Genomic DNA, 16,302 nt, shown 5'->3' with positions numbered 1-16,302 from the left:
CCGATGGTACTGCACTCGGGAGGGTGTGGGAGAGTAGGACGCCGCCGGACTCAACGTAAGGAAAGGCCCACCCGGGTAACGGGTGGGCCTTTTCTGTGTTTCCGGGACGGGACTCCGCCGGCGGTCGCGGCGCAGCCGGGGGCGGTTGCCCTGCGGTGGTGGGAGTTGTGGGGCGTACCCGATATCGGTTGTGAAAAGGCCGGGCCTCTCCGTGAAGAGAGACCCGGCCTTCGGTGTTTCGGGGAGCTGCGCCGTCAGGAGGGCAGGCCCAGCGAGCGCCAGTCGACGAACTTGAAGTTGGTGCTGGTGCGGTCGCCGTTCGGAGTGTCCTCGCCGTCGTGGAGGACCAGGAGGCCCTTCGGGTAGCCGGGGAGGGCGACCGCGGTGACGGCGGCGCCGTCGGAGTGCTGGACGCCGTCGGCGTTGCGGCCGTCGGTGACCGAGAAGATGGTCACCGGCTTGTTGGTGCGGCGGTCGTAGACGAAGAAGCGACTGTCGCCCTGACTGGAAACGATCAGGTAGCCGCTGCGCTTGCCGGTGCGGTAGACCGTGGCGCCCTCGACGTCGGCGGTGATGCGGCCGCCGAAGCCGTTCACATATTCGACGGTGCACTCCTCCGACTCCGGGTCGTAGGTGGCCGGCTCGCCGAACTCGCGGACCCGCTCGACCACTCGCGGGATGCTGCTGAACGTGCCGCCGGCCAGGTTGATGCGCCAGAGGGCGACGTCCTCCTGGGCGGCGTAGAGCACGCCCGCCTCAGCGTCCACGACCATGCCCTCGACCTGCGGGTCCTCGCCGGGCTCGAGGCACGGGGTCCAGCGCTCGCCGTTCGGCAGCTGGAACTCGCGGGGCAGGTCCAGGGTGTCGGTGGTGCGGTAGGTGACCCGTCCGTTCTTCTCCTCGAGCCGGAAGATCCCCAGCCGCGTGCTGTGCCGGCGGCTCACCACCGCGTAACGGTCGTAGACGGCGATGCCGTAGCCGGTCGCCTGCTCCTCGACCTCGGACTCATCCTTCGAGAAGAGCAGCGGGGCGTCGGCCGCCGTGATGTCGGTGAGACCGTTCGCCTCGATCTTGTAGATGCGCAGCTTGTCGAGACCGCGGTCGGTGACGACGGCGACGTCGACCTTCTTCTTGCCGAGCTTGAAGCCGGTCAGAACGTCGACGTTGTTGAACCGGCCACCCTCGGGCGTGGCGATCGACTGGATCTCGCGACCCTTGAGGTCGTAGACGCGCAGGCCGCCGTTCTTGGCGGTGCCGATGACCAGGCTGCGGCCCTTGTCGGCCGGGTTGATCCAGATGGCCGGGTCGTCAGCGTCGGCGTCGCCGCCGGCCTCGTCGTCGAAGAGGCTCGGCGTCTCGACGGTGGCGGTGATCTCCCGGGGCGGGCGCTCGGCCGCATACGCCGGGAAACCGGCGGCGAGAGTGGTCAGAGCGACGAGCGCGGCAATACCGGTGGTCCGTTGCATGACCGGTGACGATTCCCGATCCACCTGACCAGGGGGTGGCTGATTGTTGAACACCGAATCCCCCGTTACCTATCCGTGACTTTGAATCGCGGACAACGTCGTCGCTCTTCGCATCGCATCTGATGACGGATTGAACAGTAGTCGAGAGCGGCCAACAAGAGATCCGGCGGATGATCGCCCCGATCGTGACCGGGGCGGCCGGCGCCCGACCGTCCGGAGGGGGCGAAGTCGTGATCCGGTTCGGCGTATGTCCGGCCATCGGACCCCGATCGGTGGAGATTGACCGTACTCAGGTGCCGGTTTGCCGTTGATATCTGGTGATCTGAAGGGGCCGCCTGCAAGACTTCGGCTTCATCGCCGGTGCGGTCGAGAAGGTGGCGTTTTGAACGGCTCAACGGCAACCATCAGCTATCTGGCGCGCCGGTGGACCCTGACGCCGAATGATCGGGTCACCGTCGGACGCGGTAGCGCCTGTACGGTCCAGTTGCCGAATGACGGCCACATCTCCCGGCTGGCAGTCGCCATCGAACTGGTCGACGGCACGGTTCTGGTGCGCAACGAATCCGCCAGCAAACCGATCGTGGTACGCCCGCCGGCCGGTGAGGATCACGTGGTGGTGCCCCAGGCGGCCGTCTCACCTCCGTACCCACGGTTCTCGATCGTTCTGGCCGGCTCCCGGGGTGACGAGAGCGTGGAGGTCGAGGCCTCGTCGTCGCGGCCGGCTGCGGGTTCGCCCGTGACATCGTCGGCCGACACGTTCACCGGGCCCGGACGATTCACCGCGGCCCAGCATCGGGTGATGGTCGAACTGTGCCGGCCGCTGCTCACCGGCTCCGGTGCGACGGCGCGGCCGGCGACGTACGCGGAAATCGGCGAACGTCTCGATCTCAGCCCGCAGTACGTCCGCAACGTTCTGAAAATGATCAGGGAGAGCCTGTCCGGCTACGGCATCGCCGGGTTGGTCGCCGAGGGCGACAACGCGAACGACTTCCGGCTGCCGTTGGCCCGCTGGGCGCTGTGGAACGGCCACGTCAGCCGGACCGACCTGGGCGACCGCCGTGGAGAGTGACACGAGCGCGGCGACCGAAGGGCCCGGGGTGCTTCCCGGCCCGCGCCCGAACGGTCTGTTCGCCGGTCCGATCGACGCCCCCGACCGCTTCGAACTTCTCGGTGACGGCCGGCGCGGCGGCGAAGGCACCACCTGGCGTGCCAGCTACCACGGCGAACTGCGGTCGGCTGTTCCGCTGGCGGTCAAAGCCCTCCACCCGCCGGACGGGGCCGACGACGACTGGCCGTCCGCGGACGTCCTCCAGCGGTGGAAGGACCGCACGGTCCTGCTCCAGCATCTCCACCTGCCCCGGCTGGTCTGGCTCAACGAGGTGTTCGTCGGCGCTCCTCCGCATCCGGAGGGCCGCGAGAGTGATGGGCCACCCGTGCCGTACCTGGTGATGGAGTGGCTCGAAGGTCTCACCCTCGCCGAACTGGCCGGCGGGGAACCGGCCGGCGCCGCGACCGTGGGGCAGCGGATGCAGTACGTCCATGAGGCGGCCGAAGCCCTGCAGCAGCTGCACGCGGCGAGCCGGTCGGCGGGCAACCCGAGCCTGCACCGGGACGTGAAGCCCGGCAACTGCATCGTTCACCCGGCACGCGGTGTGGTGCTGATCGATGTGGGCGGGATACGGACGGCCGCTGACGGATACGACCCCGCGGGGATGCACACCCCGGCGTACACGGCGCCGGAGATCCTGCGCAATCCGTATCGGGCCCGGGAAGACTCCGGAGACTGGTACGCACTGGGCGCTCTGGCGGTGTTCTGCCTCCTCGGTGCGGACCCGCCGCCGGCCGGTGCCGCGCTACCCGACCTGCTGGCACCGCGGATCCGTGCGGTCGCCCGGACGGCCGGCGTGACCGACCCGGATGCTCTGGCGGCGCATGTGCTCGCGATGCTGCGCTCGGACCCGGCGAGCCGCCCGGCCGACGGTCTGGAATGGGCGGCCGAACTGCGGAGGCTGGCCGTCACCGGACGGGCCGTTCCGACGGCGCGCCCGCGGAACCGCCGCTGGCCCACGCTGGCCGCGGCCTCGGCGCTCGCCCTTGCCGGACTCGGGGGCGGGGTGGCCGTGGCCGCCCCGTGGATCTCCGCCGAGCCCGGAACCACCGTCGCCGATCCGATCGTGTCATCCGGGGCCACGGTGTCACCCGCGCCGACCGTCATGCCGTCGACGGCATCGGTGGCGGCGCCGAGTCACAGCCCTGGCGTGGGTGGAACCGTCGCATCGGGGCCACCCACCGCTTCCAAGCGGGTGATCGCCCCTCCGACTGTGGAACAGCCGACCCCCTCGGCCGGCGCCACGACGCCCGAAGCCGGGGCCACCTCCACGGCCGCCGTCGTCACCACGACGGGGAAGATCATCACGCCGGCGGCCGGCTCCGGCGTACAGAAATGCGCTTTCGTGACCGGGACCGCCAGGCTGGCCGCCGGTGAGACCCTCGTTCTCGCCGTCCGGAACCTGGACAACGACGAACCGAACGAATGGTACGTCCAGTACCCGCACGGCTGGGACGACCCGTCGGCACTGTCCTCATGGGAGGGCGTCGAATACTTCCCCGGCGCGGTGGGCCAGCACTACGAGATCGGCCTGTTCGCGGTCGGCCTCGACGCCGCGAAGACGGCACACGCCGCCGGCGATCGTCCCTCCGACGCCCTCGCCGACACCGGTGCCAAGCTGGCCACCCGCAAGGTCGTCCAGGTGGCCGGCGGCAGCGGCAGCGACTGCGACTGACGTACGCAGGGGTACACCCCTGAACTATTGAACGCCCCTGATCCGCGGTGAACTGCTCTCGTCGTTCGGGAACACCGAACCCGCGCCCCTCAGGAGTGGTCATGCGCAAGCTCGTCCGTACCGCCGTCCGGCTCGCCGCCGCGACCCTGGCCCTCAGCCTGCTGCCGCTCGCCGCGACTCCCGCCCAGGCGGGAGCGGGCACTTTCCGGCTCAGCGCCGGCGAACAGCTCGGCGTCAACGCCCGCCTGGTCTCCCCGAACGGCCAGTACGTGCTGGTCATGCAGAGTGACGGCAACCTGGTCGAGTACGCGCCCGGCAACCGCGCCGTGTGGTCCACCGGCACCAACCGGGCCGGATCCATCGTCCGGATGCAGACCGACGGCAACCTGGTCGTCGTCGCCCCCGGCAACATCTCCGTCTGGTGGACCAGTACCCACGGCAACCCCGGCGCCGCCCTGGAACTGCAGGACGACGGCAACGCGGTCGTCTACGGCGCCGGCCACGTCGCCCGGTGGGCCTCCGGTGTACCCGGTGGCGGCAACGGAGGCGGCAACGGGGTCGGGGACCGCATCGCGTCGATCGCCCGCGGCGAGGCCGCCAACGCCGCCCGGAACAAGGAGAACGGCGCCAACTGCAACTACTACTCCGGTGCGCTGAACGCGGGCACCAGGTGCGCCGGCGGATGGCGGTCCGAGGCGTGGTGCGCCGATTTCGCCCGCTGGGTGTGGCGGCAGGCCGGCGCCAACACCACCGGCCTGACCGCCGGAGCGATCAGCTTCCAGTCGTACGGCACCAGGCGTGGCACCTGGCATGGCGGATCGTCGCTGGCCGGAGCACGGGCAGGCGACGTGATCGGCTGGAACTTCGGCGGCAGCACCTCCAACGACCACGTCGGCGTGATCGTCGCCGTCGGCACGGACACGGTGACGACGGTTGACGGCAACTACAACAACCGCATCACCACCCGTACGATCCGGCGCGGCACCGCGGGTGTCTCGGGATACAGCCGCCCGCAGAGCTGAACTCCGCCGGGAGTGCGGCCGGCCAGTAGCCATGTCGCGGTAGCGACCGCCCTGGCGGCGAGGCCCACCAACCACCGCTGACGTGTCCCCGCCCGACACTGCGATCCTCTTCGCCCGCTGATCCCTCGATGCCCCTCTTGCGCCGGTCAGGCAACGGTGCACGCCGCGCCGTTGAGCGTGAATGCGGTCGGGGTGGCGGTGTTGCCGGTGTGGTTGGCCTGGAATCCGATGACCACCGGCGTATTCGGGGCAAGGGTGGCGTTGTAGTTCACGTTCTGGGCGGTCACCTGACCGGACGTCGGCGAGTACGTGGCGTTCCATCCTGAGGTGATGCTCTGGCCGCCGGGCAGGGTGAACGTCAGGGACCAGCCGTTGATCGGGGCGCTTCCGGTGTTGGTGATGGTCAGGTTCTCGGTCAGGCCGGTGCTCCAGGGGTTGACGGCCGCGCTGACCCGGCAGGGTCCGCCCGCCGAACTCGAGGTGATCGGGCCGGGTGAGGAGGGGGACGCCGACGGGGTGCCCGCGAACTGGCTGAAGAACTTCCACACCTCCTGTTTGACCCAGCTCCGCGCGCCGCTCTCACAGCCGGCGCACCCGTCCACCGGACCCTGCTGGTGGCCGCCGTCGAACGGCGCCCAGACGACCGGGTATCCGACGCGGCACCCCGAGTAGGTGGTGATGATGTGGGTGCGGCTGCCGGCTGCCGGCTCGGGGGCGTTCTGGGCGGTGCAGCCGTTGTTCCGGACGAACCTGTCGCGCAGGGCCCGGCCGTTCTGGATGCCGTCATTGATCCCGTGGATGCCCATGTACGCCACCGGCCCGGTGCCACCGCTGCATCCGCTGATCGCCCCCGGGGCCGCGATCGCCGCGACCGCACGGAACACATTCGGCCGGGAACACGCCAGCGAGTAGCTCATCGCGCCGCCGTAGCTGAAGCCGACGGAGAACCGCTGGGTCGTGTCGACACAGAGCGCATTGTCGATCAGGCGGATCATGTCGTCGGTGAACGTCACGTCCTCGCCACCGGAGTTGGCCCAGCCGTTGTTGATGCCCTGTGGGGCGACGAAGATGGTGGTGTTGTTCGACTGAGAGAGCATGCCGTAGTAGGCCCAGGCATGTCCGTCGGTCCCGCCCGTCGCGACCTGGCTGGCAGTACCACCCAACCAGTGGAACCCGAAGGCCAACCGGTACTGGCGGTTGCTGTTGTAATCGTCCGGGATTCGCAGAATGAACGAGCGGGTCTTGCCGCTGCTTTGAATCGTGCGCGTACCGCTGGTGAGGGTGGGAGCTTTGCCGCATCCGGCGGTGGGCGCAAGGGCATTGGCGGCCAAGGGGAAAGTGCCCGCCGACGCCACGTGGGTGCCGGTCACAGCCAGGCCGACGACCAGAAGTCCGGCGGCGACGGTGGCGAGCAGTCCCTTGCGCCGAGATGGGGGTCCGGCACGAAGCACGAGATACTCCAGTCCTGAAGTAGTGCGTGATGGGGGTCGCGCCAACCCATTGTGCAAACATCATACGTCTCATGTCAACGACGATCATCGATGTCCACGGCTGGCCGCCGCGGTGGTTGGGTGTCGCCTTTGGATCCTGCTCAACGCATGGCGGCGGCCGCTCGCAGCACTGATCAAGGGTGTCTCTCAGTAGTGGATCGCGAGTACGACTTGCCTCAACTCCACTCGATGAAGGGCGTAAGGCGACCACCAGGACAGCCCCCATCTCCAGCAACGGGCGCTCACTCAGCGACAGCAATGTGTGCCGCATGGCGTGGGCCCGCGCCGCGGACTGCCGCGCAAGCACGCGCCTGGATCGCGCTGCCCCCTCTCCAGGGGGCGCCGTTCCGGGATGTCCGAGCCGCCGGCCGCGGAGAAACTCCAGCCGCAGCGCATTCCACATCCTGACACGCTGCGTCCGCGAGCAAGTCCAGCGCGTAACGTCAATCGACATGAGTCGATTCGCGTCGCGCGTGTCCACGGTCCTGGCCGCGCTGATCGCCGGGCTGGCGGCGGTCATGCTCACCCCGGGACCCGCCCAGGCCGCGACCGCCGTGTTCCTGAAGGACAACTCCTGGCTGACCGGCTATCTGGGCAGGATGACGGTGACCAACGACGGCGTGGACCGCATGGCGGCCTGGCGGGTGGAGTTCGACCTGCCGGACGGCACCACGCTCGACTACAGTTGGAACGCCGTGGTGACCCGGACCGGTACGCACTACGTCATCACCGGCGCTTCGTGGAACGCGAGTCTCGACCCGGGCGCGTCGACGTCCTTCGGCTGGATCGCCTCCGGTCCCGGCGTGCCGCACTCGTGCCTGCTCAACGGCGGGTCGTGTGCCGGCAATCCGGCGGCCCGCGACGTCCAGCCGCCCAGTACGCCGACCAACTTCCGCAGTGACACGCAGGGCAACACCTTCACCCTGCGCTGGGACGCGTCGACCGACGACACCGGCGTCGTCGGATACGAGCTCTACACCGGCACCACCTCGGGCCCGATCGCCACGGTGACCACCACCAGCCACAGCATGCCGATCCCCCCGCCGATGGTGATGACCTTCGGAGTGCGGGCGGTCGACGCGGCCGGCAACCGTTCCCCGTTCGCGACCCTGGGCCTCGGCACCGCACCGGACGTCACCCCGCCCGGCCCGGCGACGAACCTCAGACTCGTCAACCCGAGCGGCGGCTACTTCACCGCCCGGTGGGACGCGCCCCAAGACGACCAGTTCGTCGCCGGCTACGAGGTCGCGCTGGACGGCGCGGTCGTCAGCCGGGTCGGCGACACCACGGCATTGGTAGGGCTCGGCTACGGAACACGCTTCGTCAGCGTTCGCGCCTTCGACGGCGCCGGCAACCTCTCCACCCCGACGCAGGTCATGATCTCGATCGACCCGGGCCCCAGCGCCTCGGCCACATCGAAAGCCCCGCCCACACCGAAATCCTGAACCGCCGCTTGCCAGTAGTAGCGCCTGGACGGCCTTGTCGGTCATCCGCTCGCCCGGTGACGTCGCTGAGGTACGGCTTGCGCGCTTATGGGCAGCCCTACCGTGCAGCCGACTCGCGTCCCCGGCGGGTGCGCTCACCCGATCCGGCTACCGGCCGGCAGCCGTCACAGATCCTCGAACCGCAAGGGCTCGGGGTTGTAGGGGATCGACGGGCCGGTCGGCTCGGTGACAACGGTCGCCGCGCCGGGGCGGGAGTCGACCCGGGCACCCTTCGCGTTGCTGGTGAAGACCGGCAGCGTTGCCCCGAACCGCTGGAGCACGTGCTGGATCGGGGCGAAGCACATGGAGCCGGTCCTCCCGGAGATGACGATGCCGACAGCCATCACACCGTTGGCGTCGTGCCGCCAGACCGGTCCGCCGCTGTCGCCGGGGAGAGCCGTGGCGGTGGTGCACAAGGCGGGGAACCGCCAGCCGTTCGGGTAGGTGACGGTGCGCCATTCGGTGATGGTGCCCTCGGTCCAGCCGGTGGTCTTCCCCATCTTGCCGATCTTGAAGCCCTGGGACAACGCGGAGTTCGCGTACCAGCCGCGCACCCTGCCGGTGCCGGGACGGCCGTGGCCGACCGGGTCCTCCACGATCTGATACGCGGTGTCGTCGGGGTCGAGCCGGATCAACGCGGCGTCGTACGAGCCGGTCGTGGCGGCATCTCCGACCCAGTCGTTGCGGATGACGGTGCCGAACGCCTCGTCCGTGCCCCAGATCCGATGGCCGACGACACCCTTGCCGGCGGCGTCCGTCGCACAGTGCCCGGCCGTGACGACGAAGACACCCGAGGTGCCCTTGACCGCGAACCCGCCGGTGCAGCCACTCGGCCGGGGATTCGCCGGATGTCCGACCAGATAGCTGTAGGCAACCGCGTTGGCCGGGGCGGCGGGTACGACAATGCACGCGGCAGCGGCGAGGAATCCCACCGCGAGCCGGCGAACACTCGACCTGATACCGGCCGATCCCGTTTCGATTGTTGCGATCATGCGCGCCTCCAGGGGGTGTGGAGGACGACGGTAGGAGAGAACCCCGACCAACGGCGCCGGCTGGCCGGATCCTGCCACCGCAACCCGGCCGGCCGCGGTCTTCCGTGGTTTCGGCGAGGTGGCTGTAGGTGGCATCGACGGCAGGCCGCTGAACGCTAGCTTGAGTTTGTTCGCCGCAACCCTGGCCCGGCAACATCGCATCCTTGCGGACCGGGTTGAGGGTCCCGCCCGTGACCTGAGCTGTGGCCGCCACCTATTTGCTTCATGGCAAACAGCGGCATGGGTCAGCTCTGCCACCCGATGGCCGCGTCAACGCGGCCCAGCACGTCGCTTTCCTGGTCGACGCCCCGCAACAAGTCCACCGCCGTCGTCCGGATCTGGCCCACGATCATCGTTACCGGAGCGGGTGAGGCGGAGTCGAGTAGTTTCGCAGCAACCCGGACCGCCTCGAGGGCGTTCGCGTCGGCGTGCCCAGCGTGCCGGCTCGGATCTCCGCCGCCGGCCAGATCCGTGGCCAGACAGGCGCCGGCGCAGCGGACGGCATCGGTCAGTGCCCGAAGAGCCGGATCCAGTTCGTCGGGCGTGTTGGTGTGCAGTCGGGTCAATGTCACCGCGTGCCGGGCCAGCACCCACACATTGTCGACGACATGGTCAAGCTGATGAATGGTCGCTTGAACGTTGCGTACCTGCTGAAGTCGTCTGCGGCGACGGATCCGCAACCGCAGGGTCTCGCCTGCTGCGAGGGCCGCAGCGTCGAGACGCTCGACGCAGATGTGGAGGCGGTGTGCCCGGTCGAGTGCCGCATCGGCGGCCTGCTCGTCGCACCGGGCGATGGCTTCGCGAAGAGCGTCGAGCAGATCGGCCAGATCGGTGTACGTCTGACGGGCTTGAGCCACGAGCGGGGCGAGGGGCTTGCGGGCGACAGCGACCTGACTCGCCAGAATCGCGATCACACCCCCGATCAGCGCGTCGGCGAACCGGAACGGGATCAGCCGGCCCTCCGGCGCAGCGACGACGACCAGGTACAGCGCGGACAGTGCGGCCTGCACCACGAGGGTGCTACCGGCGCCGACCGCCAGCATGGGACCTACCGTGAGCACCAGCACGACGAACAGACTGAGCACACCCGTGCCGAGCGCCTGCACAACGAGCTCCGCGACGAGAACCCCGGCGGCCACGCCCAGAACCAGCTCGGCGCTCTGACGTAATCGCCGACCACCGGATTCGCTGAGAACGATGAGCGCGGCGGATGGCGCGAAGACCGGATCGGGATGGCCGATGAGATGGGCGGCGACGAGCCACGCGAGCGTCGCCGCTGTGGCGGCCAGGAACGTCGGTACGGCAGCTCCCTGTAACCGGGCCACCGTCCCGCGAAGAGTCATGATCGGAAGCACGGGAAGTTGATCTACCCGAGCTGCGGTCGCCGCTAACCGGCGTCTACCTCGAGGGGATGACTGCGCTGGCGATCGTCAGAAACCGTGCAGCGGTGATGAGCCATCTCGGCACGACAGGACGCCGATCCGTCACAGCCGCTCACCAGTCGTGACGGTGGCTGGCCCAGCGCGGATCGCGGCACGAGAGTGAAACCTCGCTCAGCACGGGCCGTCTTGACCGGGCAGCTCGTTTAGCCTCGGCTAGCCAGGCAGGTTCGCCACCTGAAACCGGACGCCGGCCTCCCGGAGTTGGTGTTGACGGTGAAGCTGTAACCGGCTTTCTCCTGTCTCCGTATTTGTGTGATCTGCTCGCCGAATTCGACGTCCGGGTCACTCTCCACCGCGGGGCGCGTGAGATCGACTACGTCACGCACCACACCCTCGACCTCAGTAGCTACTATTCGCCTTCATCGATTTTACGGGGGCAAAGGTAGTGACGGTCAGGCGAAGCCATGCCCGTAAGTTCATCGCGATGGTTGCCGCGGCAGCTCTGATCGGGGCGGCAGCCCATGCCTCGGTGTCGCCCCCGGCCGGCGCCTCCGCATCGGACACGGCCGATCCGGCGCCCGAGTCGCCCACGCCGTCGTCGGTGGGTCGGCAGGACCAGGGTCGTGATGCCCAGCGCTCCCCGCGGCCCGTCCTGGTCGGCCGGTCCGTCGCGCCGGCCGCGAAGCCCGCAGTCGTCGAGGCCGCACGCGAGGTGGTCCGGGCCAACAGGAAGGCCGTGCACGCCGTCGCGGGGGAGGAATACGAGGCTGACGACGTCGTCATCGACAGCAGCGGGGCCCGGCATGTGCGCTTCGACCGCACCTGGAACGGCCTTCGCGTGCTCGGCGGTGACTTCGTGGTTCACACCACCGCCGCGGGCAGGTTCGCCGGCGCCACCGTGGCTCAGGACGCGGCCGTCGACGTGTCCCGTACGCCTGCGGTGGCGAAGAACGACGCGATCGCCACGGCCGGGAAGCAGTCGCCCGGGTCGGCGGAGGCGCAGCTGGTCGTCGACGCCCACCGGGGTGAGCCGGCGCTGGCATGGCAGGTGACGATCGCGGGCCATCTCGTCGTGGTCGTGGACGCCACCACGGGCCGTATCCGGCGCACGTACGACCTGACCAAGCACGCCGACACCGCGACCGGGCACGGGTTGCACAACGGTGAGGTCAAGCTGTCCACCACGCGTACCGCGGAGGGCGCCTTCACCCTGATCGACCCGGACCGGGGCGGCAACACGACCCGGGACGCGCTGAACAGCCCCTCCGGGTCGACGCCGGCCAACTCCCGGGCGTTCATCGACGCCGACGACGTTTGGGGCGACGGCACGACCGCCGACCGGGCGACCGTGGGCGTCGACGTGCACTACGGCATGGCCAGGACCTGGGACTACTTCAACGACACCTTCGGCCGCGCGGGCATCAACGGCGACGGCAAGGGCGTCACGGCGTACGTCCACCACGACGTCGACTGGGCCAACGCCTCCTGGAACGACACCTGCCTCTGCATGAAGTTCGGCGACGCCAACGGCGACCGCAAGCCCTACACGGCACTCGACGACGTCGCACACGAGGTGACGCATGGGCTCACCTTCCGTACCGCCGACCTCGTCTATGCGGGCGAGTCGGGGGCGCTCAACGAGGCCACCAGCGACATCTTCGGCACACTGGTCGAGTTCGCAGCGGACAACCCGGCCGACGTGCCCGACTACCTGATCGGCGAGATGACCGCTCCGCAGCCGCTGCGCTGGATGGACGAGCCGACCCGCGACCGCAGGTCGGTGTCGTGCTGGAGTCCCTCGATCAAGGATCTCGACGTGCACCGTTCTTCCGGTGTGGCCAACAAGTTCTTCTACAGCCTGGCCGTGGGCAGCGGCGCGACGCGATGGGGCAGCAGCAGCCCGTGCGGCGGTGCGGCCCCGGTGACCGGCATCGGCAACGACGCGGCCGGCGCCATCTGGTACCGCGCCCTGGCCACGTACATGGTGTCGAGCACCGACTTCGTCGGGGCGCGACAGGCAACGCTACAGGCGGCGGCCGACCTGTACGGCTCGGACAGCGCCGAGCGGTCCGCGGTGCAGGCCGCGTGGCTCGCGGTCGGGGTGGACGGCTCGGGCACCGTGCCCGCGTCGAACACCGCACCCGTGATCGGCCCGGTTCGGTTCGCGCCGGCGCACCTCGGCACCCCGGTCCAGCATCAGCTGACCGGCAACGACCCGCAAGGACAGGCCATCCTCTGGTCGGCGGAAGACCTGCCGCCCGGCCTGACGATCGCGCCTGACGGCCTGATCAGCGGCACGCCGACGGCCAAGGGCATGTCGACGGTACGGATCCACGCCACCGATCCGGACGGCAACCGGACCGACGCGTCGGCGGCCCGCTGGTACGTCACCGGACCGCCGACCGTGGCAGGGCTTCTGCCCACCTCGCAGACCTTCAACGTCGGCGCCGCGACCTCTTTCCGGGTGAACTTCGAGGACTACCCCGACTTCCGCCTTCTCGGCCAGATCACGACGGTGACGGTGGAGACCACCGGGCTCCCTGACGGCCTGACCGCCACCACCTCCGTCGACCCCGATCTCGAATGGATGACCAGGGTGACCGTGGCGGGCACCCCCAGCACGGCGGGCACCGGGACGATCCGGTTCACCGCGACCGATCCCGACGGTGAGACGGCGACCTTCGACCTGCCGTACACCGTCGGACCGCCGCTGGCACCCGCGACGCCCATCGCGTACGTGTACTCCGGCGAGGTCGGCGGCACCGCTACCGTCAGCTGGTTCGCGCCGGCCACCGGAAGCCCTCAGGTCACCGGCTACGTCATCAAGGTCACGCCCGGCACGGAGCAGGTGGTGCCGGCGACGACCCGATCGGTCGCCCTGACCGGTCTCGACCCGGCGCAGGCGTACGAGATCAGTGTTCGTGCCCGCGGCAACGCGATCGACAGCGCCGAAAAGATCCTGACGATGAAACCGGCCCAGCTGACGCTGTCGCCGTCGTCGGCGACCGTCGATCCTGGCGCCCCGGTCACGCTGACCGGAACCGTCACGGGCCCGCCCACTCTCGGCCGGCTCTTTCTGGAGCAGAAGGCCCCCACGGCGGGCACCTGGACGCGGGTCTCCGCGCTCACGGCGGATGCGGCTGGCGCGTGGAGCCTCACGGTGAACCCCACCGTGACGACTGCTTACCGCGTGTCGTACCCGGCAGGCGCGATCGGCTGGTGGCCGAGCAGCAGTACGACCACGACGGTCCGGGTCGGTACGGCCGGTCCGGCGGGCAGCATCGTGTCGCCGTCGGCCGGCGCGCGCATCCGAGGCTCGGTCAAGGTCGTCTTCCGTGGTTCGGCCGACGTCGCCTCCGCCGAGGTCAACGGCGTGGCGATGCAGCGGGCGGGCAACGATTGGTCCGCGACCGTTGCACCGAGCGGCGGCCGGCTCGTGGTCGAAGCCACCGACAAGGACGGCTACCACAGCCGATTCACCCAGACCGTGGTGGTCGACAACGACGGCCCGACCGCGACCGTGACCCCGAAGCAGAACACCCACGTCCGTGGCACCTTCACCACCTCGCTCACCGCGGTGAGCGACGCCTCCGGCGTGGCCAGGGCCGAGCTGTGGGCGAACGGGAAGTACCTGGGCGCCGGGTACACGAAGAAGGTCGCGACCGGCCACAGCAACGGCACCGTCAAGCTCGTCTGGAAGCTGACCGACAAGCTCGGCAACACCCGCGGCTACACCCGGACCGTGATCGCCGACAACAAGGCTCCCTCGCTCTCGATCACCGCGGCGCCGGGCAACAAGGCGAAGGTCAAGGGCACCGTCAAGGTCGCGGCGAAGGCGTCCGACGCCTCCGGCATCGCGCGGATCGAGCTGATCGTGAACGGCAAGGTAGTAGCGACGGACACGACCGCCGGCTATGTGCTGAGCGTCAACACCAAGAAGCAGAAGAAGACCATGACGGTACGGATTCGCGCGTACGACAAGCTCGGCAACATCGCCTACACCAGCACCCGCACCTGGTACCGCAGATAGGGCGGCTCAGCCCCGGGCGGTGTGCCGGCGGGCAGGCGCACCACCCGGGCCGGACCGGCGACCACATTGGTCCGAGTGCCTCCAGCGATCCAGTTGTGGACCCGCCCATTGCCCGGCGGTTCTGCGTGCATGTCCTGGGGGCACGCCCGGTTTGCGGCGCTCAGTCGAAACAGTCCGCTTCATCGGTGAGCGCTGCACGACACCGCGATTCCCAGTGCGCGAATCGCGGCAAATGAGTAACTTGATTTCCCCTCGACCGGCTAGTCCAGCTGTCGTGCGCTTGCCAGAATGCCGATCTTCTCGACGAGGGTTACGGGTATCAGAAAGGCGATGTCCCACGCCTCGTCGTCATGTCCGATCAACACCGTCGCGATCTCAGGATCCGATCCCTCGCCGGGAGCACACCAAAAAACCCTGCCACCAGCGCTTACTCCAGCCGCGATCGACCTACGTCGGTCCCAGGCAGCGGCTCGAACGCCGCGCAGCCTGGCCAGATCCTCGAAGGCTGCCCAGACGTTCAGCTCCCAGTCATCACCGCCTTGGAGCTTGACCACAACCTCGTGCGGTGGGCCCGCGGCGCCCAGCGTCACGTCAATGACCGGTTGCATGCGGCGATCATAAGCTGCGAAGCGGCGCACCCAGATCGGCCCGAGCGTGCGCTAGCTGACCAGGCTGGCGCACAGAGCGTGACCAGCCCGGTAGGCGTACGCGCCGTCAGCGGCAGATCGTGTATGGCTTGACGACATGATCAAAGGATCATGACGGCAGGGGAGATGAATGCGTCGTGAGTGACTATGACGTGAGGGGCGGCTGTCAGGGACACCAAGGACCGCGACGGCGGGACCCTAGTCTTCGGCCGCTCTGAAAGGTCCGCCTTTTTGGCAGGGGTCAAGGACGGCGCGTTCGACGTCTGAATTAAGACAACGGAGGCCCCGTCCATGCTGACCGGACCGTCCTACGCGCAGGGCTGAGCTGTACGGAAACGATCAAGGCCTTCGGTGCTGCCCGAGTGTTCCGTGGCGCTGTAGCTACAGGTTGCACCGTCCGTCCTTGAGTCAGCGTCCGAACCGTTGGCGCCTGACCCCCAAGGTCGCTCCAAGGTCGCTCCGTGGTCGCCCTCTTGGGCCGTGCAGGGCTGTCAAAGCGTAGATCCATGGGGGCCTCGGTATCTGCCCGATACCGCCGAGAATCATCTTTGAGCTGCAAGAACACGTACTTCGGGGTATCCCGGTGGGCGTCAAGGTCGCACGCCGGTAGTCTGTCTGCTGCGGGCTGCTAGCTCAATGGCAGAGCTGAGGACTTTTAATCCTTAGGTTCAGGGTTCGAGTCCCTGGCGGCCCACTGTATTGGCTGGTCAGTGCCGGGTTACCGGTACTGACCAGTTCCGTATACGGGGCCGTACAGCAGCAAAGTACAGCAGCGCACGTCCGGGAGGTGCCGTGAGCGAGTCCGTGGCCGCTGATCGACTGCTGCTGGCCAGCCGGGTCGACTGCTGTCTCCAACTGCGTGAGCCGACCTTCATCAGCGCCGGGCAGACCTACTGGGTCGAGCACGAGACCGGCGAGCTCTGCGTGGACCGGGGCGCCGGCCGAGTTACCCGACACCCCGGCCGTC

At 68.9% G+C, this 16,302-nt stretch carries 10 protein-coding genes, 1 tRNA gene and 1 pseudogene; 7 read left to right on the top strand and 5 right to left on the bottom strand.

Annotated elements, in window-relative coordinates; all coding sequences use genetic code 11:
* Positions 1–254: 254 nt before the first annotated feature.
* Positions 255–1,466 (bottom strand): phytase, encoded by a 1,212-nt coding sequence (locus tag BC793_RS31410; protein WP_109599086.1) that lies wholly within the window; start codon positions 1,464–1,466, stop codon positions 255–257.
* Between the two features lie 484 nt (positions 1,467–1,950).
* On the opposite strand from BC793_RS31410, the gene BC793_RS31405 reads away from it, so the two are divergent.
* The 3 genes from BC793_RS31405 (at position 1,951) to BC793_RS31395 (ending at position 5,271) form a co-directional block, all read left to right on the top strand.
* Entirely contained in the window at positions 1,951–2,535 is a 585-nt protein-coding gene (locus BC793_RS31405) for a hypothetical protein (RefSeq protein WP_109599084.1), read from the top strand.
* Positions 2,525–4,249: a serine/threonine protein kinase gene (locus BC793_RS31400; RefSeq protein WP_109599082.1), complete on the top strand. Its 1,725-nt coding sequence runs from the start codon at positions 2,525–2,527 to the stop codon at positions 4,247–4,249. The genes BC793_RS31405 and BC793_RS31400 overlap by 11 nt, the downstream gene beginning before the upstream one ends.
* A gap of 101 nt (positions 4,250–4,350) precedes the next feature.
* Entirely contained in the window at positions 4,351–5,271 is a 921-nt protein-coding gene (locus BC793_RS31395; RefSeq protein WP_146246512.1) for a CHAP domain-containing protein, read from the top strand.
* A 146-nt stretch (positions 5,272–5,417) separates the two neighbouring features.
* Here BC793_RS31395 and BC793_RS31390 read toward each other — a convergent pair whose 3' ends face one another.
* Entirely contained in the window at positions 5,418–6,722 is a 1,305-nt protein-coding gene (locus tag BC793_RS31390; protein ID WP_239170377.1) for a CE1 family esterase, read from the bottom strand.
* Positions 6,723–7,213: 491 nt separating this feature from the next.
* Between BC793_RS31390 and BC793_RS31385 the strand changes: the two genes are divergently transcribed.
* Positions 7,214–8,206: a cellulose binding domain-containing protein gene (locus BC793_RS31385; protein ID WP_158319416.1), complete on the top strand. Its 993-nt coding sequence runs from the start codon at positions 7,214–7,216 to the stop codon at positions 8,204–8,206.
* A gap of 164 nt (positions 8,207–8,370) precedes the next feature.
* Here BC793_RS31385 and BC793_RS31380 read toward each other — a convergent pair whose 3' ends face one another.
* Both BC793_RS31380 and BC793_RS31375 read right to left on the bottom strand, forming a co-directional pair.
* Entirely contained in the window at positions 8,371–9,237 is an 867-nt protein-coding gene (locus BC793_RS31380; RefSeq protein ID WP_158319415.1) for a S1 family peptidase, read from the bottom strand.
* A gap of 284 nt (positions 9,238–9,521) precedes the next feature.
* Positions 9,522–10,619: an FUSC family protein gene (locus BC793_RS31375; RefSeq protein ID WP_203896404.1), complete on the bottom strand. Its 1,098-nt coding sequence runs from the start codon at positions 10,617–10,619 to the stop codon at positions 9,522–9,524.
* A gap of 523 nt (positions 10,620–11,142) precedes the next feature.
* Between BC793_RS31375 and BC793_RS31370 the strand changes: the two genes are divergently transcribed.
* Positions 11,143–14,688, top strand: coding sequence for a M4 family metallopeptidase (locus BC793_RS31370; protein ID WP_146246510.1), 3,546 nt, complete (start codon positions 11,143–11,145; stop codon positions 14,686–14,688).
* Between the two features lie 260 nt (positions 14,689–14,948).
* Here the strand turns inward: BC793_RS31370 and BC793_RS31365 are convergent, their stop codons facing one another.
* The gene (locus BC793_RS31365) at positions 14,949–15,296 is read right to left on the bottom strand and encodes a hypothetical protein (protein WP_109599072.1); all 348 of its coding nucleotides are present in this window, start codon (positions 15,294–15,296) and stop codon (positions 14,949–14,951) included.
* A 213-nt stretch (positions 15,297–15,509) separates the two neighbouring features.
* Here BC793_RS31365 and BC793_RS51710 point away from each other — a divergent pair.
* Together BC793_RS51710 and BC793_RS31355 are read left to right on the top strand one after the other, a co-directional pair.
* A pseudogene (locus BC793_RS51710) lies at positions 15,510–15,602 on the top strand (DUF397 domain-containing protein); the annotation flags it as partial.
* A gap of 355 nt (positions 15,603–15,957) precedes the next feature.
* Positions 15,958–16,029: transfer RNA gene (locus BC793_RS31355), tRNA-Lys, on the top strand.
* The last annotated feature ends 273 nt before the right edge of the window (positions 16,030–16,302 follow it).

The organism is Actinoplanes xinjiangensis (assembly GCF_003148685.1).
In the GTDB taxonomy this organism is placed as follows: domain Bacteria; phylum Actinomycetota; class Actinomycetes; order Mycobacteriales; family Micromonosporaceae; genus Actinoplanes; species Actinoplanes xinjiangensis.
Note: the sequence above shows the minus strand (reverse complement) of the source record. Positions and strands in the feature narration are given on the sequence as shown.